At 67.9% G+C, this 26,475-nt stretch carries 17 protein-coding genes; 11 read left to right on the forward strand and 6 right to left on the reverse strand.

Annotated features, from left to right (window positions below; translation table 11 throughout):
- Nucleotides 1-3 precede the first annotated feature (3 nt).
- A complete protein-coding gene (locus DKG74_RS20030) occupies nt 4-360 on the reverse strand; it encodes a response regulator (protein WP_109907955.1) in 357 nt (118 codons plus the stop codon).
- A 213-nt stretch (nt 361-573) separates the two neighbouring features.
- On the opposite strand from DKG74_RS20030, the gene DKG74_RS20035 reads away from it, so the two are divergent.
- The 4 genes from DKG74_RS20035 to DKG74_RS20050 all read left to right on the forward strand — a co-directional run bounded on the left by DKG74_RS20035 (nt 574) and on the right by DKG74_RS20050 (nt 5,521).
- Nucleotides 574-2,484, forward strand: a complete 1,911-nt coding sequence (locus tag DKG74_RS20035) for a glycosyltransferase family 2 protein (RefSeq protein WP_109907956.1) — start codon at nt 574-576, stop codon at nt 2,482-2,484.
- Complete coding sequence (locus DKG74_RS20040; RefSeq protein ID WP_109907957.1) at nt 2,481-3,353, forward strand: hypothetical protein; 873 nt, start codon at nt 2,481-2,483, stop codon at nt 3,351-3,353. Before DKG74_RS20035 ends, DKG74_RS20040 begins: the two co-directional genes overlap by 4 nt.
- 1 nt (nt 3,354) lies before the next feature.
- Nucleotides 3,355-4,230 (forward strand): hypothetical protein, encoded by an 876-nt coding sequence (locus tag DKG74_RS20045; protein ID WP_109907958.1) that lies wholly within the window; start codon nt 3,355-3,357, stop codon nt 4,228-4,230.
- Between the two features lie 67 nt (nt 4,231-4,297).
- The gene (locus tag DKG74_RS20050) at nt 4,298-5,521 is read left to right on the forward strand and encodes a Bcr/CflA family multidrug efflux MFS transporter (protein WP_109907959.1); all 1,224 of its coding nucleotides are present in this window, start codon (nt 4,298-4,300) and stop codon (nt 5,519-5,521) included.
- Here DKG74_RS20050 and DKG74_RS20055 read toward each other — a convergent pair.
- From DKG74_RS20055 to DKG74_RS20065, 3 genes are read right to left on the reverse strand one after another with little or no spacing between them, the layout of a single operon-like run.
- Nucleotides 5,497-5,751, reverse strand: coding sequence for a hypothetical protein (locus DKG74_RS20055; RefSeq protein WP_165837777.1), 255 nt, complete (start codon nt 5,749-5,751; stop codon nt 5,497-5,499). The genes DKG74_RS20050 and DKG74_RS20055 overlap by 25 nt on opposite strands.
- The gene (locus tag DKG74_RS20060) at nt 5,748-7,655 is read right to left on the reverse strand and encodes an acyl-CoA synthetase (RefSeq protein ID WP_109907961.1); all 1,908 of its coding nucleotides are present in this window, start codon (nt 7,653-7,655) and stop codon (nt 5,748-5,750) included. Before DKG74_RS20060 ends, DKG74_RS20055 begins: the two co-directional genes overlap by 4 nt.
- A gap of 58 nt (nt 7,656-7,713) precedes the next feature.
- Nucleotides 7,714-8,352: a DUF502 domain-containing protein gene (locus DKG74_RS20065; RefSeq protein WP_109907962.1), complete on the reverse strand. Its 639-nt coding sequence runs from the start codon at nt 8,350-8,352 to the stop codon at nt 7,714-7,716.
- A gap of 64 nt (nt 8,353-8,416) precedes the next feature.
- Here DKG74_RS20065 and DKG74_RS20070 point away from each other — a divergent pair, with 64 nt between their 5' ends.
- The 5 genes from DKG74_RS20070 (at nt 8,417) to DKG74_RS20090 (ending at nt 23,026) form a co-directional block, all read left to right on the forward strand.
- A complete protein-coding gene (locus DKG74_RS20070) occupies nt 8,417-9,112 on the forward strand; it encodes an MBL fold metallo-hydrolase (protein WP_243404188.1) in 696 nt (231 codons plus the stop codon).
- Nucleotides 9,113-9,472: 360 nt separating this feature from the next.
- Nucleotides 9,473-9,970 (forward strand): DUF11 domain-containing protein, encoded by a 498-nt coding sequence (locus DKG74_RS20075; protein WP_165837778.1) that lies wholly within the window; start codon nt 9,473-9,475, stop codon nt 9,968-9,970.
- 88 nt (nt 9,971-10,058) lie between these two features.
- Nucleotides 10,059-12,851, forward strand: coding sequence for a beta strand repeat-containing protein (locus tag DKG74_RS20080; RefSeq protein WP_207779439.1), 2,793 nt, complete (start codon nt 10,059-10,061; stop codon nt 12,849-12,851).
- An 81-nt stretch (nt 12,852-12,932) separates the two neighbouring features.
- Entirely contained in the window at nt 12,933-19,541 is a 6,609-nt protein-coding gene (locus tag DKG74_RS20085) for a DUF11 domain-containing protein (RefSeq protein WP_133251644.1), read from the forward strand.
- Nucleotides 19,538-23,026 carry a DUF7933 domain-containing protein gene (locus DKG74_RS20090; protein WP_133251645.1) on the forward strand — a complete coding sequence of 1,163 codons (3,489 nt, stop codon included), beginning with the start codon at nt 19,538-19,540 and terminating at the stop codon, nt 23,024-23,026. The genes DKG74_RS20085 and DKG74_RS20090 overlap by 4 nt, the downstream gene beginning before the upstream one ends.
- Before the next feature lie 33 nt (nt 23,027-23,059).
- Here DKG74_RS20090 and DKG74_RS20095 read toward each other — a convergent pair whose 3' ends face one another.
- Nucleotides 23,060-24,082 carry an AraC family transcriptional regulator gene (locus DKG74_RS20095; RefSeq protein ID WP_165837780.1) on the reverse strand — a complete coding sequence of 341 codons (1,023 nt, stop codon included), beginning with the start codon at nt 24,080-24,082 and terminating at the stop codon, nt 23,060-23,062.
- 104 nt (nt 24,083-24,186) lie between these two features.
- On the opposite strand from DKG74_RS20095, the gene DKG74_RS20100 reads away from it, so the two are divergent.
- On the forward strand, nt 24,187-25,008 hold the full coding sequence (locus tag DKG74_RS20100; RefSeq protein ID WP_165837781.1) for an alpha/beta hydrolase: 822 nt from the start codon (nt 24,187-24,189) through the stop codon (nt 25,006-25,008).
- A 33-nt stretch (nt 25,009-25,041) separates the two neighbouring features.
- Here DKG74_RS20100 and DKG74_RS20105 read toward each other — a convergent pair whose 3' ends face one another.
- A complete protein-coding gene (locus tag DKG74_RS20105; RefSeq protein ID WP_109907968.1) occupies nt 25,042-25,683 on the reverse strand; it encodes a TetR/AcrR family transcriptional regulator in 642 nt (213 codons plus the stop codon).
- A 372-nt stretch (nt 25,684-26,055) separates the two neighbouring features.
- Between DKG74_RS20105 and DKG74_RS21535 the strand changes: the two genes are divergently transcribed.
- On the forward strand, nt 26,056-26,475 hold a 420-nt coding region (locus tag DKG74_RS21535), incomplete at its 3' end, for a hypothetical protein (protein ID WP_207779440.1).

Genomic DNA, 26,475 nt, shown 5'->3' on the forward strand with positions numbered 1-26,475 from the left:
GTATCAGGCAAGACGGGCGAGCAACTGATCGAGGTCGAAGGGCTTGGGCAGGACGGCAACATCCGGCCCCAGCAGATCGCGGGCGGCAAGTCGCAGGTAGTGATGACCGCTCATGACGACGATGCGCGTGCGCGGTTGCAGCGCCTGCATCACCTGGGCAAGACGAAGGCCGTCCAGCGCCGGAATTTCTATATCGAGCAGCAGCGCATCGGGCGGCGCCTCGGTGGCCGACAGGGCCGCCGCCGCGCCGTCGCCCAGGCCCGAGGCCGCGAACCCGGACGCGGCCAAGCCCTGCAGCAATTCCTCGCGCAGGGGGCCATCGTCCTCGACCACCAGAATCCGGCGCTCCCCATCTGCCATGATGCCCCCGATGGCGGCACGACCGCGCCATTTCGATTTTCAAATACAGGTCGTAACATACTATTCTATGCAGCTGTAAGGGGATTGGCGATCGGCATGGCGCAGGGGTGGGACATGATGATTTCTGGGGGTGTGATGGCGGCGACCCTGACGGTGGCGATCCTGGCCTTTCGGCGGCACCGGCATCGGCGGCGCGAAGCCGCGATCTGAGACGTGGCGCCGGACGACCGGGGCAGGGCCCCGAGCGATCTTGCCGAAGGGCGTGATTTCGCCGCCGTGCTGGCGGGGCCGGGCGGCGATCATCTGGTTCGCTGCGGTCTGGTCTCGCCCTCGCTGCGCGAGGCGGCGATCGTGGCGGCCCGCCGCCATCGTGCCGATGCGATCGACTGTCTGCTCGGCGTTCAGCCGGGCGTGGCGACCCGGACGGACCTGGCCGCCACCCTGGCGCGGGGCCTTGGCCTCGAGCTGATCGGGGATGATGCCGAACCGCCCGATGGCGGGCTCGCCCGGTTCGCCGACCTTGCCGTTTATGGCGCGCTGGGCATGATGCCCTGGCGGCGCGACGGCGACGCCGTGGTCTGGGCCTGTACCGCGCCCGATGCCTTCTCGCTGGCGCAGGCAGAGCGGCTGACGGGCGGTCCGGCGGTGCTGGCGGTGACGACACGGCCGAGACTGACTGCCGCCCTCGTCGACATGTTCGGCGCCGATCTGACCCGCGTGGCGACGCAGGGTCTGAGCCTTGCCCTACCCGAGGCGTCGGCAGGAACACGGGGGGCGGGCAGGCTTCGTCCCGCCCTTTTCGCCTGCGGCCTCGCCGGGGCGCTCCTCGCATTCGCGGCCCCCCTGTCCGCGGCGCTTGTCGCCGTGACCTTGATCACGCTGTTCTATCTCGCCAACCTGGTGCTGCGGGCCCTGTTGGTGGCGGCGGGGCTGCGAGGCACGCCGGGGGACGCTCCGGTATTGGCCGATGGTGATCTTCCGCATTACACGGTGCTGGTGCCGCTCTACCGCGAGCCGGACATCCTGCCCCTGCTCGCGGATGCCCTCGACCGGCTGGATTATCCGCGCGCGCTCCTCGACGTGAAGCTGCTGCTCGAGGCGGACGATGCCGAAACCATCGCCGCCGCCCGGGCCCTCGGACTGGAGGACCGGTTCGACCTGATTGCCGTGCCGCCGTCCTTTCCGCGCACCAAGCCGAAGGCGTGCAATTTCGCGCTGCCTTTGGCTCGGGGCCGCCTGCTCGCGATCTATGACGCGGAGGACCGGCCGGAATCGGATCAGCTGCGCCGCGCCGCCGCGGCCCTGGTCGCCGGGCCGCCGACACTGGCCTGCGTGCAGGCGCGGCTGAATTTCTTCAATGCCGACGAGAACTGGCTGACCCGCATGTTCGCCCTCGATTACGCTCTGTGGTTCGACTATCTGCTGCCCGGTCTCGACCGGCTGGGCATGGCGATTCCGCTCGGCGGAACGTCGAACCATTTCCGCATCGAGGCCTTGCGCGCGGTCTTCGCCTGGGATCCCTACAATGTCACCGAGGACGCCGACCTGGGGCTCCGCCTGTACCGCCACGGTTACACCGTCAGCCTGATCGACTCGACGACCTACGAGGAGGCGACGACGCGGCTGCCCGTCTGGGTCCGTCAGCGCACACGCTGGCTGAAGGGCTACATGCAGACCTTCGCCGTGCAGATGCGACGGCCGGCCACGCTGTGGCGGCGTCTGGGGCCTCGGGCCTTTTTCGGTTTCCTCGCCTTCATCGCCGGAACCTTCGCCTCGGCCTTGCTGAACCCCCTCGTCTGGGCGGCCTGGGGGCTCTGGCTGGTCAGCGGCGGCGCCTGGCTCGATCCGCTGTTTCCCTGGCCGGTCAAGATCGCCGGCCTGTGCTGCTGGCTTGGCGGCAATTCGCTGTTTCTCTACCTGGCGCTGGTCGCGCCCTTCCGGCGTCGCTGGTTCTCGCTCGCGCCCTGGGCGCTGACCATCACGCCCTATTGGGCCCTGATGTCGGTCGCCGGCTGGCGGGCGCTGTGGCAATGGCTGCGCCAGCCTTTCCTGTGGGAAAAGACCACCCATGGCCAGAGCCGGCGGGTCCGAGCCGCCCTCGCCGGTCGCGATCTGCCGCCGTGAGCCAGGGTTACGTCATCTTCGCTTCATTGGCGGTGCCCGCGCTGTGCCTGTCGGCGGGCGCGAAGGGGCTGTTCGCCGGTGCATCGGCGACCCCGCCGCTCGACCTTGAGCTGCAGGTGGCGCCGACGGCGGTCGCCATCGCTCTGTCGGTCCTGGCAGGGTGGGGCATCGCCGCGGTACTGGCGCCGCGGGGATGGGCGCTGGCGCTGGCGTTGCCCGGGCTTGGCATCGCCGCCGCCGCCGGGCCGGCCGAAGCCCTGCTGTGTCTGGGCTGGCTCGTCCTCGGCCTCGCGATCCTGCGTCTTGCCGAAGGACAGGAGTTGACCCCGCTGATCGGCGCCGGTCTTGCGCTGGGGGCCTTGCCTCTCGTCCATCCCGCGGGTCATGCCTTCACACTCGTGGCGCTGCCTCTGCTCGCCGCCTGTCTGCCGGCGCCCCTGATCGTGGGGCGGGCTGCGGCGGGGGCCTTTCTGTTGCTGGGCCTGCCCGCGCTTGGCCTGCCGCTGATCTTCACGCTGCTGGCCTGGAGTCACGTCCTGCCGGACTTCGAGCTTCCAATGCAGGGGCAGGGGGGAAGGTCCGCCCCGTCGGCGCCGGGAATTGCCGCCGCCCTTCTGATCGCGGCTCTTCCGTTGCTGCCGCTGGGGCCGGATGAGCGGGGCCGGCGCCTCGCCACCTGTGCCCTGTTGGTGCTGCCGATTCCGGCGGTCCTGCTCCAGGGCCTGGGCGGCAGCCCGGTTTCGGCAGCAATGGCTCTGGCACCGGCCTTCACCGCGGCCGGCCTGATCGAAACGCGGCGTCCGGCGGTACTTTTGGCACTGGTCTGGGGCGCCGCGGGACTTGCCGTGCTCGCCCCCGGCGGATGGTGAAATGCGCGTCGTCCCGATCTGCGATCCCGCGCGCCGGGAGGACTGGTGCCTGCGCCTGCAGGCGATCGGCGCCGAGATCGGCGAGGGCATCGACGGCGGTGAGGCCGATCTCGTCCTGGTGGTCGAGCCGGCGGTGGCGGGCATCGGTACCCTGTTCGCCCGGCTCGAGGGGCCTGGGGCGCCGCCGGTTGTCGTGCTTTCCGATGACGAGGCGCTGGCGCGGGCCTGTGCGCTGATCGGCGCGTTGCTGCTGCCGGCGGGGCTCGGCGACGCCGCGCTCGGCCTCGCGCTGCGCTTCACAGGGCGACTGGCGGGCGAGGCCGGGCGGCGCCGCAGCCTCGAAGGGCAGCGCGACGCCCTCGACGTCGAACGCCGGGCCCTGCGCAGCCTCGCGCCTTTCCAGGCCGATGGCATGATCCTCGGCGCCGCCACGGGCCGCTATCGCGCGCAGCGGCTGCTGGCCTCCGGCGCCGCCCTCGTCATGGTCGTGGCGATCGACGAACAGGCCGCCTGGGCGGCCGCTTTCGGCCGCGACGCCGCCGCCCGCACCGAGGCGGCGGTGGCGGCGCTGCTGGTCGGCGCGCCGGCCCGCCTCGGCGATATCCTGCACAGCCGGGGCGCGCTCGCTGGCTGGGGTCTGTGGCTGGCCGGGCAGGACCGGGCGGCGGCCAGCGCCATCGCGAACCGTCTGCTCGACCTCATCGAGGCACGCCACCTGCGCCACGACCGCAGCCGGGCCGACAGCGCGGTCACGATCTCGATCGGTATCGCCCCCGCCCCGGCCGAAAGCGCGGCCTCCGAAGCGGAGGCGCGGGCCTCGCACGCCCTCGCCCACGCCGCCGCGCTCGGCGGCAATCGCATCCGCTGGTCGGGCTAGGCCGCTGCATGGCCCCCCGCCCGAGGTTGCGCGTGCTGGCCGGCGCCATCGCGGCTATGGTCGCGCCATGATCGCAGACCCTTCCCGGCGCAAGCCCGGCCGCCTCGGCCTCATCGTGATTCTCGGATCGCTGACCGCCTTCGCGCCCCTGTCCATCGACATGTATCTGCCGGCCTTTCCGGCGCTGGAGGCGCATTTCGGCGCCAGCGCCGGGGCGGTGCAGGGCACCCTGGCCGCCTTCTTCGTCGGCCTTGCCCTCGGCCAATCGGTCCATGGCCCGCTGTCGGACCGGCTGGGCCGGCGCCTGCCCATGCTGGGCGGTATCATCGTCTATGTCGCGGCCTCGATCGCGGCGATCTTCGCCCCCGATATCGAGAGCTTGAGTCTGCTGCGCTTCATTCAGGCCCTGGGCGGCTGCGCCGGCATCGTGATCGCCCGCGCCATGGTCCGCGACCTGTTCGACGAGCGGGACTCGGCCCGGGTGTTTTCCCTCCTGATGCTGGTCATGGGCCTTGCGCCCATCCTGGCGCCGGTGCTGGGCGGGCAATTGCTGGCCTTCGCCGACTGGCGCTGGATCTTCGCCGTGCTCGCCGCCTTCGGCGCCGCCTGCCTGGCCGCCGTCGCCTTCGCCCTGCCCGAGACCCTTTCGGCCGAGCAGCGGCAAAGGGGCGGCCTCGCCCGCATCCTTCACGCCTATGGCCGGCTGCTGGCCGACCCGGTGTTCATGGGCTTCTCCCTGTCGAGCGGGCTGCTGATGGCCGGGATGTTCGCCTATATCACCGGCTCGCCCTTCGTCTTCATCACCCTTTATGGCGTCAGTCCGCAGGACTATGGCCTGTTGTTCGGGCTGAACGCCGTCGGCCTGATCGCCACCAGCCAGATCAACCTGCGCCTGCTGCGCCACTATTCCGGGCGCGACATCCTCAAGGTGGTGATGGCGGTGCAGGCCGTCGCCGCGCTGGTCCTGGCCGGGGTCGCGCTGGTCCAGCCGGCGCAGCTCGCCTTCCTGCTCGCGCCGCTCTTCGTCTGCATCGCCAGTCTCGGCTTCGTCTCGGCCAATGCCTCGGCGGCGGCCATGTCACGCGCGGGGGCCAACGCCGGCATCGCCTCGGCCCTGATCGGCGTGCTGCAATTCGCGCTCGGCGCCGTTGGCGGTGCCTGCGTCGGCCTGTTCGACGACGGCACGGCGGCGCCGATGGGCTGTACCATCGCGGGTCTCAGCGTCGCCGGCCTGCTGTCGCACCGGCTGCTGACCGGGCGGGCCGGTCAGTCCTCGTCTTCGGCCGCGTAGACGCTGGCGGCGGCGGCGTTCAGCGCCTCTTCGGCTGAAACGGGCGGGATGGCCCTCTTCCGCCGCGGAAAGGCGATGATCTGGGCGGACGAGCCCGTGGCCACAACCTGATACTCGACGGCGGGCGAATGATCGTCAGTGTCTTTGCCGGACATGCCCGAGCCCTCCTCAACCTGCTGCAACGCAAAAAACATGCGGGCGGCGGGGGCGCGAGGCGAGTCGATTTTCAACCAGGCGCGCCGGAAACTCCCATTTCGACCGCAAGTGCGAAACCCGAGGCGATGCGGCGCACCGCTTCGGCCTCGACCCCCGGCGCCGGGGTCAGGCGCGCGGTCAGGCCCCGGGCCGGATCGTCGAAGGTTTCGACCGTGGCGCGCAGGCCGGCGGCGGCCAGCGCCGACTCCAGTACGCGGCGGATCGCCTCGAGACGCAGCGGCGGCTTGTGAATCTTGCCGACCGCGGTCACCGGCAATTCCGGCAGGATTTCCAGATGCACGGGCACCGCCGCCCGTTCCGGCACATGGGCGCGGGCATGGGCCAGCAATTCCTCCGCCGTCGCGCTGGCGCCCGGGCGCAGCGAGACATAGGCGGCGGGCAATTCGCCAGCATAGGAATCGGGCTGGCCGATCACCGCGGCGAGGGCGACGGCGGGGTGGGAGACCAGCGCATCCTCGACCATCTGGGGGTCGATATTGTGGCCGCCGCGGATGATCAGATCCTTGGAGCGGCCGACCAACCACAGGTAATGTTCCGCGTCGTAACGCGCGAGGTCGCCGGTATCGAACCAGCCGTCCGGCGCCGGCTTGCCGACATAGCCGGCGAAAAGCTGCGGCCCCTTCATGAACAGGGCGCCGACCTCGCCGATGGCGCAGGGGCCGACCGGCTGGCCCTTGCCGTCGATCTTCATCGGCTGCAACTCGACGTAAGGCAGACGGAAGCCGACCGAGCCGGCGCGCCGCTCGCCATAGCGCGGGTTGGTCGCGCTGGCGCAGGTGCCCTCGGTCATGCCGTAGCCTTCGAGGATCTTGACCCCCGTCGCCGCCTCGAAACGGCGGATCAGGTCGGCGGGCATGGGCGCGGCGCCGCAGATCGCGGTCTTCAGCGAGGAGACGTCATGGTTGCCGATCGGCACATCCAGCAGCGCGGCATAGAGCGTGGGCACGCCCGAGAAGGAATTGCCCCGGAAGCGCTCCACAAGGGCCCAGAAATTGGCGACGACACCCTGGCCGCGATAGCCCTGGGGCGTGAGGATCACCACGGTGCCGCCGGCATGGAACGGGGCAAGACCCGTGACCATGGTGCCGTTCACGTGGAACAGCGGCAGGCCGCAAAGGATGACATCTTCCTCGTCCGTGCCCATGATCGAGCCGAGCAGCATCGCCTCGAAGGCTTCGTTGAAATGGGTGTGCCGCGCCAGTTTCGGCGTGCCCGTGGTGCCGCCGGTGTGGAAATAGGAGGCGATGTCGCCGCTTCCGATCACCCGGCCGGACAGCAGGCGGTCGCCCGGCTGCGCCGCCCGCGCCGCATCGAAATCGTGGATGGTCACGCCGCCGCGCGCGATCGGCGTATCCGCCGGCATCAGCGCGGGCAGCATGGCGCGCATCGCTTCCGGCACATAGGGCGACAGGTCAACGCGCAGAACATGCTCGATCCCGCTCGCCTGCTCGACCACGGCGGCCGCCTTGTCCCACAGGTCGCTCTGCGGGAAGGGGGCGAGGGTGACGAGCACGCGGGCGCCGGCCGCGGTCAGGATGTCGGCGATCTTGCCGGGCTCGAGCAGCGGGTTGACCGGGCTGGCGATGCCCGCGGCCTCCCCGCCCCAGAGGGCGTAATGGGTCTGCAGCAGGTTGGGCAGCAGGATGCCGACGGCATCGTTCGGGCCGACGCCGAGGGCGTGGAAGACATTGGCGGCCCGCGTCACCTCGGCCAGAAGCTCGCGATAGGTCACATCGACGCTGGGCAGCGATGGATCGCCGATCAGCAGGAAGCGCAGGGCGTGCTTGTCGCCGTAAGCCCCGGCGGCATGGCGCAGCACGGCGTAGGTATCGTCGATCCCCCGCATCCTCTCGTGCGCCGGCAGGCGTTCCACCTGCAGGACATCGTCATAGGTTGCGATGCGGATGGCGTTGTCCATGATCTCTCCCCGGCGTTCTTATGGTTGGGCCCGAGGATCGGGGAGTGCTTCTCTCAGGTCAAGGCTTGCCGTAGGTGATGTGGTCGGGCGCGGCGGTGCCGCCCGACAGGATGAACTGCATCGCCTCGTTTCCCGTCCAGTCGAGGAACACCAGCCGCTCCACCGGCACCAGTTCCATGTAGCCGGACGTCGGGTTGGGCGCGGTCGGGACATAGACGGCGGCGATTTCCTGGCCGGTATCGCTCGCCGTGAAGATCTTGGTGACGAAGCCGAGGGTCTTCATGTCGGGGCTGGGGAATTCGACCAGCACCACGCGCTGCTGGCCGGCGGGCGTGGTCTGCAGCGACGAGATCAGCTTGCGCACGGCGCCGTAAACCGCTTCAACGAAGGGAATGCGCGCCATCAGCCGGTCGAACAGATGCCACAGCCGGGCGCCCACCATGGCCGTCGTCAGCGCGCCGAGCAGATAGAGCGCGAACAGGGTGACGATGGCGGCGAGGGCGCTCTGGAACCAGCCCTGCTGCAACAGGGCCGCGACCTCGGGCAGCTCCGGCGCCAGCGCGCCCGACAGACCGAGGACGAAGGGGCGGCCGGCAGCCACCAGGAAGTCGAAGACGAAGCCGACGACCCAGACCGTCAGCATCAGGGGCAGGCAGGCCAGCAGGCCGGCGACGATATTGCGGCGAATACGTTCCATGTCCCGACTTCACCTTCACAAGCACGACGGACTCCCCTTATGTATCCTACAGTCTTCGTGGTTCATGCGGCGGGAAATCCGCTACGCTCTGGTCGAGATCGCCATGCTCAAGGTCGGTATCATCCCCGTCACCCCTTTCCAGCAGAACTGCAGCCTCGTCTGGTGCGACCAGACCATGAAGGGCGCGGCCGTCGATCCGGGCGGCGACCTCGACAGGATCAGGGGCGCCATCGAACAGGTCGGCATCACGCTGGAAAAAGTCCTGCTCACCCACGGTCATCTCGACCATGCCTCGGCCGCGGGCGAACTCGCGACCTCGGCCGGCGTGCCCATCGAAGGCCCGCACCGCGAGGATGAATTCCTCATCCATACCCTGCGCCAGCAGGGCCAGGCCTATGGCTTCCCGCTGTACGAGGCCTTCGAGCCGACACGCTGGCTGGTGGGCGGCGACACGGTCACGGTGGGCGATGAAGTGCTGGAGGTGCGCCACTGTCCGGGCCATACCCCCGGCCACATCGTCTTCTTCCACGCGCCGACCAAGCTCGCCATCGTCGGCGACGTGCTGTTCAAGGGCTCGATCGGGCGGACCGATTTCCCGCGCGGCGACCACGCCACGCTGGTGCGCTCGATCACCGGTGAACTCTGGCCGCTCGGCGCCGACGTCACCTTCATCCCCGGCCACGGGCCGGTCTCGACCTTCGGCGACGAACGCCGCAGCAACCCCTTCGTCGGCGACCGGGCGCTGACGGCCGGCGCCTGAGGGCCGCAGGACGGCCTGTGCGCGGGGGCCGTTTCGCGCCGGTTTCCGTCGCCGACGCGCGTCTCGAATTCAGACCTTGCGCGTGGTCGTGCTGACAAAAATTTTCGTTAACCCTGAATTCCGTTGATGCCCGTTGCCCCATGATCTATTAGCAGTTGTCGTGCAGGCTGAATTTACATCGGCGGCAATGTCGCTTAAGTCGCCTTCTCGTCAATAGCGCGCGACTTTTCCAATCTGCGGGATTGTGTGCCCTGTTGTTCAGCCAGGGGTGTCGAGCGGATTGGGGCAGGTGACATGGCATATGTGAGATGGCTGGGGCGCGCAGTTTTCGTCCTGGCCATGACTTGCGCGTCGTCGGAGATGGTGTCGACGGCCGCCGCGCAGAGCGGTAGCGCGACAGGCGGGGCCGAATTCTCGGTTGTGCCGCCCGAATCGCCCGTGAAAGTCACCTTGACGGCTTGGCTGGTGACGACGGATGCCAAAGGCGAAGATGTCTACGCGCCCGCCGAAACTGCCCGTCCGGGCGATCTCATCGAATATCGCGTCGAAAGCGTCAACGAATCCGGCAAGCCCCTGAAGGGGCAGGTGCTGAATCTGCCGATTCCGCCCGGGACGACCTATGTCGGCGGTTCGGCGAGCCCGGCCGCGGTGCAGGCCAGCATCGACGGCGGCAAGACCTTCGCGCCCGTTCCGCTGATGCGCGAAGTCGCCAAGCCGGGCGGCGGGACCGAAAAAATTCAGGTGCCGGTGACCGAATATCGCGCGTTGCGGTGGGTCGTCGGCATTCAGGCGCCGGGGCAGCGTGCCCACGTCAAGGCGCGGATCAAGGTCGACGGGGCGTCGGGCGAAACGCCCTGACACGCTTCGGGACACAGAATTGGGGATCAGGGGTGCGGTCGGGCTGTTGGGCCGCCTCGACTTTGTGAGGGCTATGATGGGCAAAGACATGAAGAGAGGGCGCGGGTCGAGCCGATTGCTCGGCTTATGGCTGCTGGCGATGGCGGCCGTGATCGGAACGGGCGGGGCCGCCCTGGCGGCTGCGCCCGCGGCCGGCACCATCATCACCAACAGCGCGTCCGCGACGTATCTGGATGCCCTCGGCGCCAGTCAGACGGCGCAGTCGAACACGGTGGAGACCAAGGTCCTGCCCAAGGCGGCGTTCACGCTGACCCAGGACAACACCAAGCAGGGTGCGCCGGGCACGACCGTCTACTTCCCGCATATCCTGACCAACACGGGTAACGCCGCGGACAGCTTCACGCTGACCCTGAGCGCGATCACCGGCACCGCGGCGACGAGCTGCGAGGTCTATCTCGACAATGGCTCCGGCCAGCCCACGGGCGCGTCCCTCGGCTCCTGCGGTTCGGCCTTCACCACCAGCACGCTGGCGGCCGGCGCCGACCTGAAGCTGGTCATCGCGGTGCCGGTGGGCGCTTCCGCGACCCCGACCGATACCGCGTCCCTGACCATCACCGGTGCCAGCGTCGCCGATGGCACCCTGACGCCGATCGTCAACACCGACACGCTGCAGGTCACCAACGGTGCCGCCTTCAGCATCGTCAAGGCGATTTCCGGTGCGTCCAGCGGCCCGGCGGGCAGCACCATCAGCTACACGCTGACGATCAACAACACCGGTAACGCGGCGGGCGACGTCACCATCACGGATACGTTCGGCACCGCCAATGCCCCGACCTCCGGCCTGCTCTATCTGCCGGGTTCCGGCCGCTGGTCGTCCTCGGGCTCGACGGCGATGAGCGATGCCAGCGACGGCAACGATCAGACCGCCGGCGCGCAGTCGATCGACTATTCGTTCGCGACCACCGGCACCAGCGCCACGGACTCCGGCTCCGCCGGCAAGCTGACCGTGGTGCTCCATGCCGTCGCGCCGAACAGCACGCAGCAGGTCACCTTCCAGGTCAAGGTCAGCACCGTCGCGGTGGCGGGCGTCGTCAACGCGCCCGTCGTCGGTCGCAGCCAGACCACCAACCAGGCGACCTACAGCTGCCCGACCGCGACCAACGCCAGCCAGACCTGCACCACCACCCAGGTGCCCTATGACGTCACCCTGGCGACGGGCGTGGTGATCAACGGCAGCACCTCGAGCAGCGCCAACGGCACCGGCGAGCCGGTGAATATTCCGTCGGCGGCGGCCGGCCAGACCGTTTCCTATACCAATGTGGTGTGGAACACGGGCAACAGCACCGACACGTTCAAGCTGACCCAGACCTCGACCGACTTCCCGGCCGGGACCACCTTCCTCCTCTATCAGGCCGACGGGGCGACCCCGCTGACCAACACCACCACGCCGCCGATTCCGGCCCTCGACACGGATGCGTCCTGCGTCGCGCCGCTGCTCAAGGACACGGTGCTGCATCGCTGCGGCTATCCTGTGGTGGTGAAGGCGACCCTGCCGACCAGCGCGCCGGCCGGCGGCCCGTTCACGACGGTCTATACCGCGACGTCGAACAACGATCCGACCAAGTCGGACACGGTGGCCGACACGCTGACCATCCTGACGGCGGCCCAGGTCACCCTGGCCAACGACGCGGCCCTTGCCCTGAAGGGCGCCTCCGCGCCGCAGACCACGCTGACGGCGTCGGCCGGCAGCAGCGTGACCTTCCCGCTGTATATCGCCTCGAACATCGCCGACACCTACACGCTCACCGCGTCGCAGGACAATTTCTCCGGCACGCTGCCCAGCGGCTGGTCGGTGGTGTTCCGGACGCCCACGGCTGGCTCCTGCTCGGCCCCCGGGACGGTGGATAATACCGTCACCATCAATGCCGCGCAGACCTCGACCACCACGGGTACGCTCGTTTCCTGCGCCGTCGTCACGACGTCGGCCTCGGCGGCCCCGGGCACCCAGCCGGTCTACTTCAAGGTCGTCGGCACCTCGACGGCGGTCAGCATCAAGCAGGACGCGGTGACCATCGCCACGGCCCGCTCGATCACCCTGACCCCGAACAACTCGGGTCAGGCCGTGCCGGGTGGCAGCGTGACCTACGCCCATGTTCTGACCAACACGGGTAACGCGGCCGAAGGCGGCACCTGCTCGACCGTCGTGTTCTCGGGCGGGGATTCGCTCTCCGGCTGGTCGTCGGTCATCTACTATGACAAGAACAACGACGGCACGCTGGACAGCGGCGACCCGGTCGTCAACAGCGTCTCGGAAATCGCGGCTGGCGGTCTCTATACCGACGGTACCGCGGTGACGGCCCAGACCCTGCCCGTGGGCAAGGCGGTCCGCCTGTTCGTCAAGGTCTTCGCGCCGGCCAGCGCCATCGCCGGCCAGACCGACACCAGGACCCTGACGGCGACGGTGAGCAACAGCAGCTGCACCGCGGCGGTGCCCGCGGCCCAGACGGTGACCGACGTGACCAACGTCAACACCGCCCTGGTCCGTCTGGAAAAGACCCAGGCGCTCGATGCCGGTTGCGACGGCACGGCGGACGGTGCCTTCGGCGCCGCCCAGATCGAAGCCAAGCCCGGCCAGTGCGTGGTCTACCGCGTCGTGGCCACCAACCAGGGCACGCAGCAGGTCACGGCGCTGAAGATCAACGACAGCACGCCGTCCTACACGACCTACAGCGGCCCGACGGTCGCGACGCTCTGCAGCCCGTCCGGCTCCGCCGACAGCGCGCCGTCGGTCGGCGGCAGCGGGGCCATCGCCTGCGGCGAATACACGCTCGCCGCCGGTGCCTCGGTGACCCTGCAGTTCCGGGTCAAGATCAACGAGTGATCGCATCCGCCTAGTTGACCGGCGGCTTCCTTCGGGAGGCCGCCGGTACCTTCACAGACCGCGACGGAAAGAGTGACGCCGATGCCGGTTGGTCTTCGACCTTGGCAGCTGCTGCCCTTGCTCGTCGTCCTGGCCGCATGGTTTTCCATTTCGGCGGGCGGCGCGCGGGCCGCCATGCCTGCCGTCGACACGATCATCGCCAATCAGGCCTCGGCCGACATGCTGGTGCCGGGCCGCAGCGATTATCTGACGGTCTATTCCAACCGCGTCGAATTGCGGGTGGGGGCGATCGAGGCCCTGACCCTCGATGCCGATGGGCGGCGCCTGGTGGCGCCGGGCGCCCAGGCCCATTTCGCCCATACGCTGGTCAATACCGGCAATACCGCCTCCACCTATGTCTTCTCGATCGCCACCAAGGGCGGCGGCACGGCCAGCCTGAGCGGCTTCCGGCTGTTCCTCGACCGCGATGGCGACGGTGTCGTCGGCGCGGGCGATACCGAGATCGAACTGGACTCGCCGGTGCTGAGTCTCGAAGCCGGCGAAAGCGCTCATGTCATCGTCGAGACGCTGATGCAGGCCGGTGTCGACGACGGTGCCGAAGGCAGCCTCGTCCTGACCGCGACCACCGTCCTCCAGGGGTTGATGGCGCGGAATACCGATACCGCCGTGGTCCATGCCGGCGCCAATTTCAGCGTCGCCAAGGCGGCCGATGCCTCATCGGTTTCGAGCGGTGACGTCATCACCTATCGGCTGGTCGCCAGCAATATTTCGAGCGTCGACGGCGAACCTCTGACCGAAGTGGAAGAGGGCGGCGCCCGGCGCGACATCATCATCGACGGCGCGGCGGCCACGGTCGTCCTGCTGCGCGACGCGATCCCGGCGAATACGGTCTTCGCCACCGGCACGCTGTCCGGGATCGGGGCCGGGGCGCAATTGTTGTGGCGCGCCGCGGGCGATCCCGCCTTCACCTATCGCACGGTCGAGGCCGCCCACATCGTCGAGGTGGCGGTGGCGGTGCCTGCCGTGGCGGCCGGGGCACAGCTCGGCATGAGCTTCGGCGTCCGGGTCGACGACATGTTCTCCGGGCGGGTCGACAACAGCGGACGCATCTATTTCGACACCGGATCGGATGTCGGCCGGCGCGGCATCGACAGCAATCTGGTGCCGGTGACGGTCACGGCCGGCCGGGGCCCCGATCTGCGCATCGCCAAGAGCCATGCCGGCAATTTCGTCGCCGGGATCGAGCAGCTTTATACCATCTCGGTCTCCTCGCTTGGCCGCCCAACCAGTGGCACGGTGACGGTCGTCGACACCCTGCCCGGCGGCATGAGTTTCGCCGGGGTCGAGGGGACAGACTGGAGCTGCGGCGTCGCCAATCCGAGCGGCGGACAGGTGGTCACCTGCACCACCGAACAGGTGATCGGCACCGATGCCCCGGCAACCCCGATCCGCCTGACCGTGCGGGTTCCCGAGAGTTCGCTGGGCGGCGCCGGCACCGCCGAATTCACCAATGTCGCGCAGGTGTCGGGGGGCGGCGAGCCGCCCGAGCTGAGCGGAGACAATGAAGCCCGCGACGCGACCACCGTGACCGCCCCCGCGGCGATCAGCGGCCGCGTCTGGTTCGACAGCAACCACGATCGCCGCCACCAGACGGAAGAGGGCGGCTTGCCGGGCTGGCGCGTGCAACTGCTGGTGCCGACCGGGGCGGAGGCGCCGGCCGGTGCCCGCGCCGCGCCCGCGCCCGCCGGCATGACCGTGATGGACGAGACGGTGACCGCCGGGGACGGCTCCTATGGCTTCACCGTCGCGCGCGCGCGCGCCGATTATGCCGTGCGCTTCTTGTCGCCGGACGGCTATCTCTATGGCACGCCGGTCGACGGCGAGAGCGGCACCGCCATTTCAGGCGCGGTGCTCGACCCCGACCGGGCGACCCTGCGCAGCATCGCCGTCGATCCGGGGCAGGACGTGCCCGAGCAGAGCCTGCCGGTCAATCCGACCGGGCTGGTCTATGATTCCGCCAGCCGCCTCGCGGTCGCGGGGGCGGAAATCACGGTCGAGGGGCCGGCGGGTTTCGACCCTGCCACGCATCTCGTGGGCGGCCTGGCCAACCTGGTCCAGACCACCGGCGACGACGGCTATTATCAGTTCCTGCTGACCTCGACCGCGCCGGCGGGAACCTATACCCTGAAGCTCACCGTGCCGACGGGCTATGAATCCGAGTCGACGACGATCCCGCCCGAGGATGGATCGCTGGCCGTGCCGGACGGTGAAATGCCGATGGCGATCCAGCCCCAGCCGACGGCGCCTTCGGCGGGCGCCAGCACCACTTACTACATGTCCTTCGTCGCCAGCGCCGACAGCCGCCCGGTGGTGAACAACCATATCCCGCTGGAGCGCGGGGCGAGCGCCGATGCCCTGGTCCTGCTGTCCAAGGCGGCATCGAAGAGCGTGGTCGAGACCGTCGACCTCGTCGACTATCGCCTGGCACTGGCCAATCGCTCGGGCGGGCCGCTGGCGGGGGTGGTGTTCATCGACAAGCCGGCGACCGGCTTCACCTATCAGCCCGGCAGCGCGCGGCTGACCGTCGGCACCGCGCCGGCGACGCCGGTCGAGCCGACGCTGGTGCCGAATGGCCACGGTGGCAACGACCTGCGGTTCGATCTCGCCAGCCTGACGGTGGCGGCGGACGAGGTCGTCGGCCTGACCTACCGGATGCAGGTCAATGCCACGGCGCTGAGCGGCGACGGCATCAACCGGGCCAGTGCCTCGGCGGGGGGCATTCCCTCGAACCCGGCATCCGCCAAGGTGAAGGTGGTTGGCGGGGCCTTTTCCGACGAAGGCTTCATCATCGGCAAGGTCTTCCTCGACTGTAACGAGAACGGTGTCCAGGACGAGGGCGCCCAGGCGGCGGAAATCGGCGTGCCGGGGGTTCGCATCTATCTCGAGGACGGCAGTTTCGTCGTCACCGACGTCGAGGGCAAATACAGCCTCTATGGCGTCCGGCCGATGACCCATGTCCTGAAACTCGACGGCACCACCCTGCCGGACGGCGCCCTGCTGGGCGGTGTCGGCAACCGCAATTCCGATCGCGGCGCCAGCGAAGCCCTGATGCGCCACCAGCGGGCCATGACCCGTTTCGTCGACCTGAAGAAGGGCGAGCTGCACAAGGCGAATTTCGCCGTGACGACCTGTGGCGACGATATCCGTCAGGACATCGCCGGCCGTCGCAAGCTGGTCGAGGCCAGCGGCGACGAGGGCGCGGCCCTGGTGCGCCGCGACTTCGAGGCCGAGTCGACCCCGGATACCGATGGCGACTATCGCGGCCGGCCACAATCCGGCTGGATCGACCGGGCGAGCGGCCAGCCCGCGGCCGAGGCGCAGCGGCCCGCCGATTCCGCGGCCTCGGTCTCGGGTGGCGTGCCGGTTGTCGCCTCGGCCCCGCTCGAGGAATTGATGGCGCGTACCGATGCGGGTCTGGCGTTCCTCAATCTGCGCGAAGGCCAGGTGCTGCCCATCGCCCAGGCCTCGGTCATGGTGAAAGGCGCGCTGGGCGCCCGTTTCGTGCTGGAGGTGAACGGCCGACGGATCGACGAGGGGCGGGTCGGCAAGCGCAGCGCGGCCGCGACGGTCGGCGCCGAAGGGTGGGAATTCGTCGGCGTGACCTTCGACCCGGGCGAAAACGTCGTGTCGCTGGCGCAATATGACGGTTTCGACAACGAGCGCGGTCGGGTCACCATCAAGGTTACCGCGCCTGGCAAGCTCGAGCGGATCGACGCGACCGTGCCCGAGAAGCCGATCGCGGACGGCGCGACCCCAGCCACGATCCGCATCCGCCTGAGCGACAGCCGCGGCGTCCCCTTCACGCCGCGCACCCAGGTCACCATCGACACGGATATCGGCAGCCTGCTGGTGGACGATCTGGCGCCGGCCGAGCCCGGTGTGCAGGTATTCGTGAACGGCGGCATGGGCGAAGTCCGGATCCGGCCGCCCACCGGCCCCGGAGAGGGCTATCTGACCATCGCCGCCGGCACGCTGCGCCAGCGTTTCCCCATCCGCTTCGCGCCGGCCCTGCGCCCGATGCTGGCGGTCGGTCTCGCCGAGGGCGTGGTGTCGCTCTCGAAGCTCGACTTCGACGGCATGGAGCCTGTCCGCGCGGGCGATGCCTTCGAGCGGGAACTGACGGCCTACAGCGCCGATTTCGGCGCCGGCAAGGGCGCGGTCGCCGGACGCGCCGCCTTCTTCCTCAAGGGCCGTATCCGCGGCGACTATCTGCTGACCGCGGCTTATGATTCCGAGCGGAAAGTGCGCGACCGCCTGTTCCGCGACATTCAGCCGGACGAATATTACCCGGTTTACGGCGACAGTTCGGAGCGCGGCTTCGATGCCCAGTCGAGCGGACGCCTGTTCGTCCGCGTGGACAAGGACGAGTCCTATGTCGTCTATGGCGATCTGACCACGGAATCACCGGACGAGATCCGCAAGATCACGCAGTACAGCCGTTCCCTGACCGGGGTGAAGGGCCACGGGGAAACCGATGTCGCGGGATTGCCGATCGAAATCACCGGCTTCGCCGCCCATGACAATCTGCGTCAGATGGTCGAGGAGTTCCGTGCCAACGGCACCTCGGGTCCGTTCACCCTGCGTTACCCGGATTTCGTCGGCGATACCGAGCAGGTCACGGTCATCACCCGCGACCGCAGCCAGCCCGCGCTGGTGATCAAGGTCGAGACCAAGGTGCGCTTCGTCGATTACGAGATCGACGAACTGAGCGGCCGTCTGCTGTTCAAGGCGCCGATCCCCTCGCTCGATCCCGATCTCAATCCGCAGTCGATCCGCATCGTCTATGAAGTCGACACCGGCGGGCCGTCGTTCTGGCTCTACGGCGTCGACGCGCGTGTGAAGCCGGTCGACGGCATGGAACTGGGCGGGCTCTACATCCGGGACGAGGACCCGGACCAGAGCTTCACCATGCAGGGCGCCTTCGGCCGCTATCGCTTCACCGACGTGACGACGCTGACCGCCGAATACGGGCATACGCGCAGCGGCGCCAGTCTGGTCGACAGCGTGGTCAGCGAGGCGGGGCGCCCTTACGGCAACCTGCTCGACGCCCATCAGGGTGACGGTGCCCGTATCGCCTTCCGTCACGACGGCAAGGACGTCCGGGTCGACATCGAATTCCAGACCTCGGATATCGGCTTCGACAACCCCTCGGCGACGGTTTCGGCTGGCCGTTCGGAGCTGACCGCCAAGGCCGACTGGCAGGCCGAGCAGGATCTGTCGTTCGGCCTCGAAGGCCGGCGGAGCGAGGACCGCACCAACGGCGGCCTGCGCGAAGGTGTCAGCATCGGGGCCGAATACCGCTTCGACAATGACCTGCGCGGCGAAGTCGGAATGCGGCGCTACCGCGAGACCCTGGTCGCCGCCGCGGCTGACACGGCCGGCGTCACGCCCTACAACGGCACCACGGCTTTCGGCAAACTGACCGCGACCCTGCCGTCCGACCCCAACCTGCTCGGCTATCTCGAATACGAGCAGGACATCCTCGACGCTGACCACCAGTTGGCGGCGGTCGGCAGCGAGTATCAGGTGACGTCCTGGGGCAAGGCCTATGGCCGCTATGAATTCATCTCCAGCCTGGGCAGCCTTTATTCGCTGAACAGCGATCAGAAGCGTTACGTCGCGCTGGCGGGCTTCGACCTGTCCTACATGGCCAACGGCTCGGCCTATTCGGAATACCGCATGGCCGATGCCCTGAGCGGGCGGGCGGCCCAGGCCGCGCTCGGCCTGCGCAACACGTTCGCCATTTCCGAAGACTGGCGCCTCGGCACGACGATCGAGCGGGTGGAGCCGATCAACAGTCCGAAGAGCACCCTGGCCGACGGTTATTTCTATGGTGGCGACTATTCGGCGCTGGACGAGGAATCGACGGCGGGCACGCTCGCGCTCGAATATGTCGGCGATGGCGACGTCAAGGGCGCGGGGCGCATCGAGGCGCGGCGGTCCGAGACCATCGACACTTTCCTGAACACCGTGGCCGTTGCCTGGAAACTGGACGAGGACTGGACCCTGCTGGCGCGGAACGGTATCCAGCTCGACCGCGGCCGGGCCGATGGCGGCGGCGATGCCACGCGCTACCGCGAACAGATCGGCTTCGCCTATCGACCGGTGGCTCATGACGATTTCAACCTGCTGGCCCGCTACGAGCACCGCTTCGAGGAGCTGAAGGCCGCGGCCGCGACCCTGGGGACGACGACCGGCGCCACCTTCATCGACGGCGACAGCCGCAGCCGCGCCCATGTCGTCTCGGCCCACACCAACTGGCAGCTGGCGCCGACCCTCATCCTGTCCAACCGCTATGCCCTGAAATACGCGCAGGAGCGGGCCAATGACGTCGACAGTCACACCTGGGCGCAGCTGCTTTACGGCCGGCTGACCTGGGATGTAACCGAGGATTGGGACGCCGGATTGCAGCTCTTCGGCCTGATGGGCGAGGGCGGCACTTATGAAACCGGCCTTGGGGTTGAAGTCGGCTATCTCATGGCCGACAGTCTCTGGCTTTCCCTCGGCTATAATGTCACCGGCTTCCGCGACAGCGATCTTGCCGGGGAAGAGCCGACGGACCAGGGTGTCTATGTCCGTTTCCGCTTCAAGTTCGACGAAAGCCTGTTCGGCGGGGAGATGGGACAGTGATCCGGCGGATGCTCGCGGCGCTCATCGGCATTCTGCTGGCGGCAATCCTCGGCCTGCTGCCGGGCGGAGCCGCCTTCGCCCAGTCGCGCATCATCACCAACGGCAGCTTCGAGTATAATCTGAATGGCACCGCGATGGCGCCCAAGGGCTCGACCGGCACGCGCTGGGTCATTCCGAGTTCGGGCTGGCAGTATTTCGACGATGCGCGCTGCCTGGGCGGCCAGAAGGACATCTGCATGGCCGGCTGGGAATCGACCCATGGCGGCTCCAACAATGGCAGTTACGCGCCCGTGCCACAGCATGTGGTCGAAGCCGGCAACAACAAGAGCAACAACACGCCCGTGCCCCAGACCGGCAATGCCGAGGCCGAGCTGAATGCCGACAATCGCAGCCGGCTCTACCAGAACGTCTGCCTGAAGTCGGGCGAAAGCATCACGTTCTCCTATTATTATTCGGCGGAAACCGGCGCGGGCAACCAGCAGGTCCTGGCCGGTATCTGGCCGCGCGGCAATACGGGACCGACCGGCGGCGCCCTGACCTCGCAGGCCAGCGTGGTCCGCACCACCAGGGGCTGGATCCTGCAGACCGCGACGCTGACGGCGCCGGGCAATGGTGTCTATCAGCTCGGCTTCGAAGCGGTTTTGCCGACCTCGGGCGCTGCCGGCAACGAGATCGAGGACGTCTCGATTCCGCTGGCGCCGCTGGTCGATCTGGGCGGCAGCCCGGTCAACGCCCTGGTGGTCGAGCCTCTGCCGCCGACCCCGCCGACCCCGGCCGCGACCAACGCCGGGGCTTCGATCAAGATCCGCGTCAACGGCCGTGTCCCGACCGGCGGCATGAAGCTGGCGCTGCGCCTGACCGGCGACGCCGTGCCCGATACCGATTTTCGCCTCGGCACGCCGACCGGACCCTATGGCACGCCGACCCTGACCCATACCGCGGGCAGCGCCCTCTGGATCGTCAATGTGCCGGCGGGCGATTACGATGCCGGCCTGACCCCCGCCCTCAACATCGGCGGCATCACGATCCCGATGCTGGCGCTGTCCGACCTCACGATCGAAAATCCCGAAAGCGCGGTCTTCACCCTGGAGGATCCGGGTGTTGACGGCTCGTCGTCCTCGACGGTCTGGCTGAAGGGCGATCCGGTCTGCAGCCCGACCGGCGCGATGCAGGAAACGGCCAGCTACACGATCCGCGACAATACCCCGACCATGGTGCTGGCAGGACATGTCTATGTCGACGCCAACGCCAACAACACGCGCGACGGGGTGGAGCAATGGACCTCGACCACGCCGCTGGCCTCGACCGTCTATATCAACGTCGTCAAGAACAACATCGTCGTCGCATCCCAGTCGGTGACCAGTGGCGATGGTGCGTGGACGATCACCGTGCCCGTCGATACCGACTATAACGTCGTGCTGTCCGACGACGGGGCCAATCCGTCGGCGGCGCCACCGCTTTACTGGCAGCCGCAGAATCCCTCGACGCTCAAATACACCGGCGTCAGCGCCAGCCAGTCCACGCTCGATTTCGGTCTGAAGGCGACCAAGGCGACCGACCCCGTGGTGATGGTCAAGGCTTTCGGCACCGGCCGGCTGCTTCTTGGCAACACCACCATCGTCCGGTTCCAGATCAACAATTCCGACGGCAATCCGGCGCGCAGCGGCATCGCCTTCACCGATACGCTGCCCGATGGGCTGACCCTGATCGGCAGTCCGTCGTGGAGCACGGCGGGCTGCAGCGGCACGCTGTCGTCGGGTACCGGCAACCAGATCGCGCTGACCGGCGGCACCATCGCCTCGGGCACGGCCTATTGCATCATCGAGGCGACCGTGCGCGGCGACAGTGTCGGCACCAAGCTGAACGACAGCACGCGCCTTAGCAATGTGACCGGCATCTATACATTGGTCGATGCCAGCGTCTGGGTCGGCACATTCTACGGCATCTCGGGCTATGTTTACGCCGATGCCGACGGCAACGGCCAGAAGGGCGGCAGCGAAACCGGCACTGGCGCGACTTGGCAGGTCAAGCTGGCGCAGCGCAGCGGCGCGACCTGTTCCACCCCGATCTTCGATTACGAGGTTTCGGTGGCGGCGACGGGCGCCTATGCCATCAACGAAGTGCCGCCGGGCGACTATTGCCTGATCGTCGACAACAACGCGACGGCCAGCGACGTGGTCTCGACCACGCCGGGCTGGGTGCCCACCCTGCCGTCTGCCGGCATCCTCTACGTCACCGTCAGCGTGAACAATCTGACCGGCCAGAACTTCGGCCTGTTCCGCGGCGGTGTTCTCAAAGGCCGGGTGTTCCTCGACCAGGGCTCGCCCGTGGCCACGCCCGGGGCCAGCGCGAACAACGGTATCCCCGATGGCGGCGACGAAAGCGGCCTTGCCGGGGTCACGGTAAAGGCGGCGACAGGCGCCACCGTGGTCGCCACCGCGCAGACAGACGGGGCCGGCAACTATACGCTGTTCGTGCCCCAGTCCGCGAATGGCACGACCCTGACGGTGACCGAGACCAACCTCGCCGGCTATCGCTCGACCGGCGCTTCGGTTGACGCCACCGCGATGGGCACCGGCGCGGTGACCGTCGGCGGTAACGCCTATACCTATGACCGGACCGGCGACCGTTTCAGCTTCGCCTTCGCCACGGGCACGACCTATGGCAGCCTCGATTTCGGCGATGTCCCCGACAACCGGCTGACCGGTGTCGGGCTGCAGGGCGCCGCGCCTGGCTCAACCGTGGTCTATGGCCATGTCTTCATCGCCGGCACGGCCGGGCTGGTCAGTTTCGCCGATGCCGGGGTGACCACGCCGAACACCTCCACCGGCTGGACCGATTCCGTCTTCCTCGATACCGACTGCAACGGCGCGATCGACGCCGGTGGCGATCTTGGCCTCGCTCCCGGCAGTCAGATTTCCGTTACCGCCGGCCAGCAGATATGTCTGACGGCGAAGATCTTCGTGCCCCTGTCGGCGGAGGATGGCGATAAAAGGGTTTCCACCCTGACCGCCAGCTTCACCTACAGCAATGCCGCCCCCGGCCTCGTTGGCAGCTACAGCCAGGCCGATACGACCACCGTGGGCGAAGGCACGGCGCTGGCACTGACCAAGCGCGTGCGCCGGGTCGACGCGGCTTGCGCCGCGCTGGCTTCGCCCGCCGGCGACTGGAGCGTCAGCAATCAGGCGCCGCCGGACAGCTACCTCCAGTATCAGATTCACTATCTGAACAATTCGGCGGACCGGATGCGCAGCCTGGAGATCAAGGACATGACTCCGGCTTTCACCACCTTCGTCGCCGCCGCCTGCGGCGCGACACCGGCCGGCCTGACCTGCGCCACGCCGACCTCGGCCGCGGGGACGGCGCCCGCCGTTGGCGCCATGGGGCAGATTCGCTGGGTTTTCACCGATGGCGCGCCGCCCAACGACGGTCTTGCCCCCGGCAGCAGTGGCGATGTGACCTTCTGCGTCCGCGTCATGCCCTGACCGGGCCGCGGCGGCGGCGGCGGCCGCGCGGGGCTATGTCCCGGCCGGCGGCGCGCGCCGCCGGATTTCCGCGGGCGAGGCGTCGAACCAGCGCCGGCACGAACGCGACAGGGCTGATTGCTCGGAAAAGCCGAGGGCGCCGGCCACCTGTTTCAGCGGAAGATCGGTCTCACACAGGAAGCGCAGGGCCGCCGCCCGATAGACCTGCTCGCGCAGTTGCTCGAACGAGGCGGCTTCATCGTCCAGCCGGCGCTGCAGGGTCCGTGGATGCAGGCCGAGCAGGGCCGCGATTTCGGCTTTCGTGCCACGCCCCGCGCCGACCGTGCGCTTCAGGGTTTGCCGCACCCGATCCGTCAGGGATTGCCCCCGGTCGGGGAAATGTGCGGCGATGTGGGACAGGGCGGCCTGGCGCAGCAGGGGATTGATGTCCTTCATGCCGACATTCAGCAGATCGCGATGGGCGTGCAGCGCGGCGTGCGGCTGGGCGATCGCGACCGGCGCGCCGAAATGGCGTTCGTAGGTACGGATCGGGGCGAGCGGCGTATGCGGCAGGCTGACCCCGCGCAGCCGGAACTGATCGAGTCCGAACGAGCGGCAGAAATGGTGGGTGAGGCTGAGGCAGCCGTCGATGATCTGCCGCTGCTGGACGAAGGCCGGCAGACGAATGTCGAAACGCAGGCTGAAGCAATCCTCGAACAGCGGGCTTTCCGGCTCGAGCACGATTTCATAGGCCGGGCTGTGCAGGAACAGATAGCGCGAGGCATCGAGCGCGGCCTGCGCCGGTGTCGGCGCATTCAGGATCACGGTGGCGAGCAGGCCGAGCATTCCCGTGTTCTGCCGCGCGGCGAGGCGCAGCCCGAAATCCGGGCAGCGGGTCTGTCCGGCGCTCTCCTCCAGCAGCAGGGCCGTGGCATCCAGGGAGATCAGGGCTTCCGGGTCGGCCAGTCGGTCGGGCTCGATGGCGTGCCTGCGCAGCATGGCCTCGGGATCGCCCCCGAGGGCCAGCATCAGGGGGGCAAAACCTTGCAGCGCGGCGGCGCGGATCAACGGGGCCATGGCTCGATCTGTCAAGGAATTGTCTCGATCTGTCAAGGCCGGGGCGGCCCTGCGGGGCATGGTGGCGCGACCGGAAAGGCGGAAATCGCACAGGAGAGAGACCGTTGAGCACGCAAGATATCGTCCTCATTCACGGCACCTGGGGTAGCGGGGGCAACTGGGGCGAATTGGCCGACGAGATGGTGCGGCGCGGATATCGGGTTCATACCCCCAGCTGGCGCCTTCATGGCAGGCCGGGCGAAATCGACATCTGGGGCAGTGCCCAGAAGGTCGCCAGGCTGGGCTTGCTCGACTATGTGGCCGACCTTGTCGCGCTGGTGAAAAGCCTGGATGCCCCGCCTGTCGTGCTTGGCCATTCGGTTGGCGCCCTGCTCGCCCAATTGGTGGCCGCGCGCTGCCGGACCAGGGGGCTGGTTCTGGTCGCGCCGGCGCCCGCCGCGGGCATTTTCACCTTCTATCCCTCGTCGGTCCTGCTCTGGGGGCGATATATTCCCCAGTGGCTGCTGGGCAAACCCATGTATCCGGTCGCCTGGGGACCGTGGCGGAACGCGGTCTGCAACGCCCAGTCCGAGGAGGTCGCCGCCGCGGCCTATGCCACGCTCTGCGCCGAATCGGGCACGGCGTACCGCGAGATGATCTTCTGGTACCTGGACCGGAAGCGGGCTTCCCGCGTCGATTACGCCGCTGTCGGCGCGCCGGTGCTGGTGCTTGCCGGCTCGCAGGACAAATGCACGCCGCCGGGCATGTGCCGCGCCACCGCGAGGCGCTTTGGCGACGACGCGACCTATGTCGAGTTCGAGGGTTCCGATCACATGATGACCATGGGCCCCTATCTGCCCCAGACCCTGGCCGCATTCGATCGATGGGCCGCGCGAAACGGCCTCGCGCCCGGGGCGATGCGGGGGGTGGAGGGGGCGGCGCGATAGCGTCGCCCGGCCCGCCGTCGACCGCGCTCCGGCTCAGACCGCGGTCGCGGCGGGCAGCAGCTCGTTGAGCCTGTCCAACCCCTTGCTGCGGACGCCGTTGAGGAAGATCTCGCTGAGCAGGGACGCGAATTGTTCGGGTTTCAGCGGGCCGCCCTCGCTGAACCAGGTGTAGGTCCAGTTCAGGCTGCCCAGCAGGATCAGGCCGACCGCCGTGCTGACCTTCGGATCGTGCAGCGCCGGGGTCTGGTGCAGTTTGCCGACGAGGGTCGCCATGTCGTGGACCATCTCGCTTTGCGATTTGCGGAGCGAGGCCTGCTGCTTCTCGTTCAGCGCATTCGTCTCCTTCATCAGGATGACGTGTTTTTCGCGATTGCGGACGTAATTTTCCATCAGCCGATCGACCAGCAGGAGGAACTTTTCCTCGTCGCTGCTGCTGTTTTCCATGATGCCCTTGACCAGGGTTTTTAGATTTTCGACATGCTGATGCAGAAGATCGTATAATATCTCGGCCTTTTCGCTGTAATAATGATAAATAAGCGCCTTGCTGATATTGCATTTCTTGGCGATCATCGCGATCGACGTCTTGTCGAATCCTTCGGACGCGATGAGATGGGAAGATTCTTCCAATATCACCTGGCGTTTTTCTTCATAATTTTCAGAACGTGGCCGGGCCATTTTTTATTTTCATCCACTTCTTTATCTGAATTCGGAAACAGCGGTCCGATAGCACCGCTGAATGATCCTGTCGGGCATACCGCCCGGCAAAAGGGCGGCGGCTGTGTCAACGGGTGCGCGATCCTGCTAATTAATTCCTCTCTGGAATATGTCTTTTCTAATTCTGGCGGCTTCCGAATGAACGGTCGACCGATAAACTAACCCGCACAAAGAGGTGGGAAAGCCGGCCGGCCATTATCCTATCGGTCATCGCCGGAGCGAGCTTGCACCACCCTGCCGATCATTCCTGGGATCCATAATGGATTAACCGGCCGATCGGTTCAAGAAAACAGGCGTCACAAGACGCGATGTTCAAAGGGGGGTAGAAGCGATATGCGATTCAGCATTGCGATCGCGAAGAGGCGTTGGATCGGCAGCGCGACGGCGGCAATTCGCGGCAGGTATCGTTCCGCCATATTGTGGCGGACGGCGACGGTGGTGGCGCTTCTCGCGGTGTCGCCCATGGCCGGCGCCCAGACTGCCCCGCGCGTATACCCGGACAATTTGTTTGGGATTGGGCTTGGTTCGTCGGCTTCGGTGGCGAGCGGGTATCATGGTTCGGTTGTTGTGGCGGGCGAGGACGGCCGGGCGTGGAGCACGGTGGACAGTGGCTCGAGCGATCTGCTGCGACGGGTTGTGGCGGTTCCGGGTCATGGTTTCGCGGCGGTGGGCAATCGCGGCCGCATTCTGGCTGGCGATGCGACGGGCCGGGCCTGGCATGAGGTCTTCGCCGAAGAGGGCCAGAACCTGCGC

Origin of the sequence: Zavarzinia aquatilis, assembly GCF_003173035.1 — a bacterium.
GTDB lineage: Bacteria > Pseudomonadota > Alphaproteobacteria > Zavarziniales > Zavarziniaceae > Zavarzinia > Zavarzinia aquatilis.

Bases quoted from the DNA above. Each gene is read 5' to 3' on its own strand.
- DKG74_RS20075 (WP_165837778.1), top strand. From the start codon at position 9,473: ATGGTGTCGACGGCCGCCGCGCAGAGCGGTAGCGCGACAGGCGGGGCC.
- DKG74_RS20030 (WP_109907955.1), bottom strand. From the start codon at position 360: ATGGCAGATGGGGAGCGCCGGATTCTGGTGGTCGAGGACGATGGCCCC.
- DKG74_RS20095 (WP_165837780.1), bottom strand. From the start codon at position 24,082: ATGGCCCCGTTGATCCGCGCCGCCGCGCTGCAAGGTTTTGCCCCCCTG.
- DKG74_RS20050 (WP_109907959.1), top strand. From the start codon at position 4,298: ATGATCGCAGACCCTTCCCGGCGCAAGCCCGGCCGCCTCGGCCTCATC.
- DKG74_RS20065 (WP_109907962.1), bottom strand. From the start codon at position 8,352: ATGGAACGTATTCGCCGCAATATCGTCGCCGGCCTGCTGGCCTGCCTG.
- DKG74_RS20105 (WP_109907968.1), bottom strand. From the start codon at position 25,683: ATGGCCCGGCCACGTTCTGAAAATTATGAAGAAAAACGCCAGGTGATA.
- DKG74_RS20045 (WP_109907958.1), top strand. From the start codon at position 3,355: ATGCGCGTCGTCCCGATCTGCGATCCCGCGCGCCGGGAGGACTGGTGC.
- DKG74_RS20070 (WP_243404188.1), top strand. From the start codon at position 8,417: ATGCGGCGGGAAATCCGCTACGCTCTGGTCGAGATCGCCATGCTCAAG.
- DKG74_RS20085 (WP_133251644.1), top strand. From the start codon at position 12,933: ATGCCGGTTGGTCTTCGACCTTGGCAGCTGCTGCCCTTGCTCGTCGTC.
- DKG74_RS20080 (WP_207779439.1), top strand. From the start codon at position 10,059: ATGAAGAGAGGGCGCGGGTCGAGCCGATTGCTCGGCTTATGGCTGCTG.
- DKG74_RS20060 (WP_109907961.1), bottom strand. From the start codon at position 7,655: ATGGACAACGCCATCCGCATCGCAACCTATGACGATGTCCTGCAGGTG.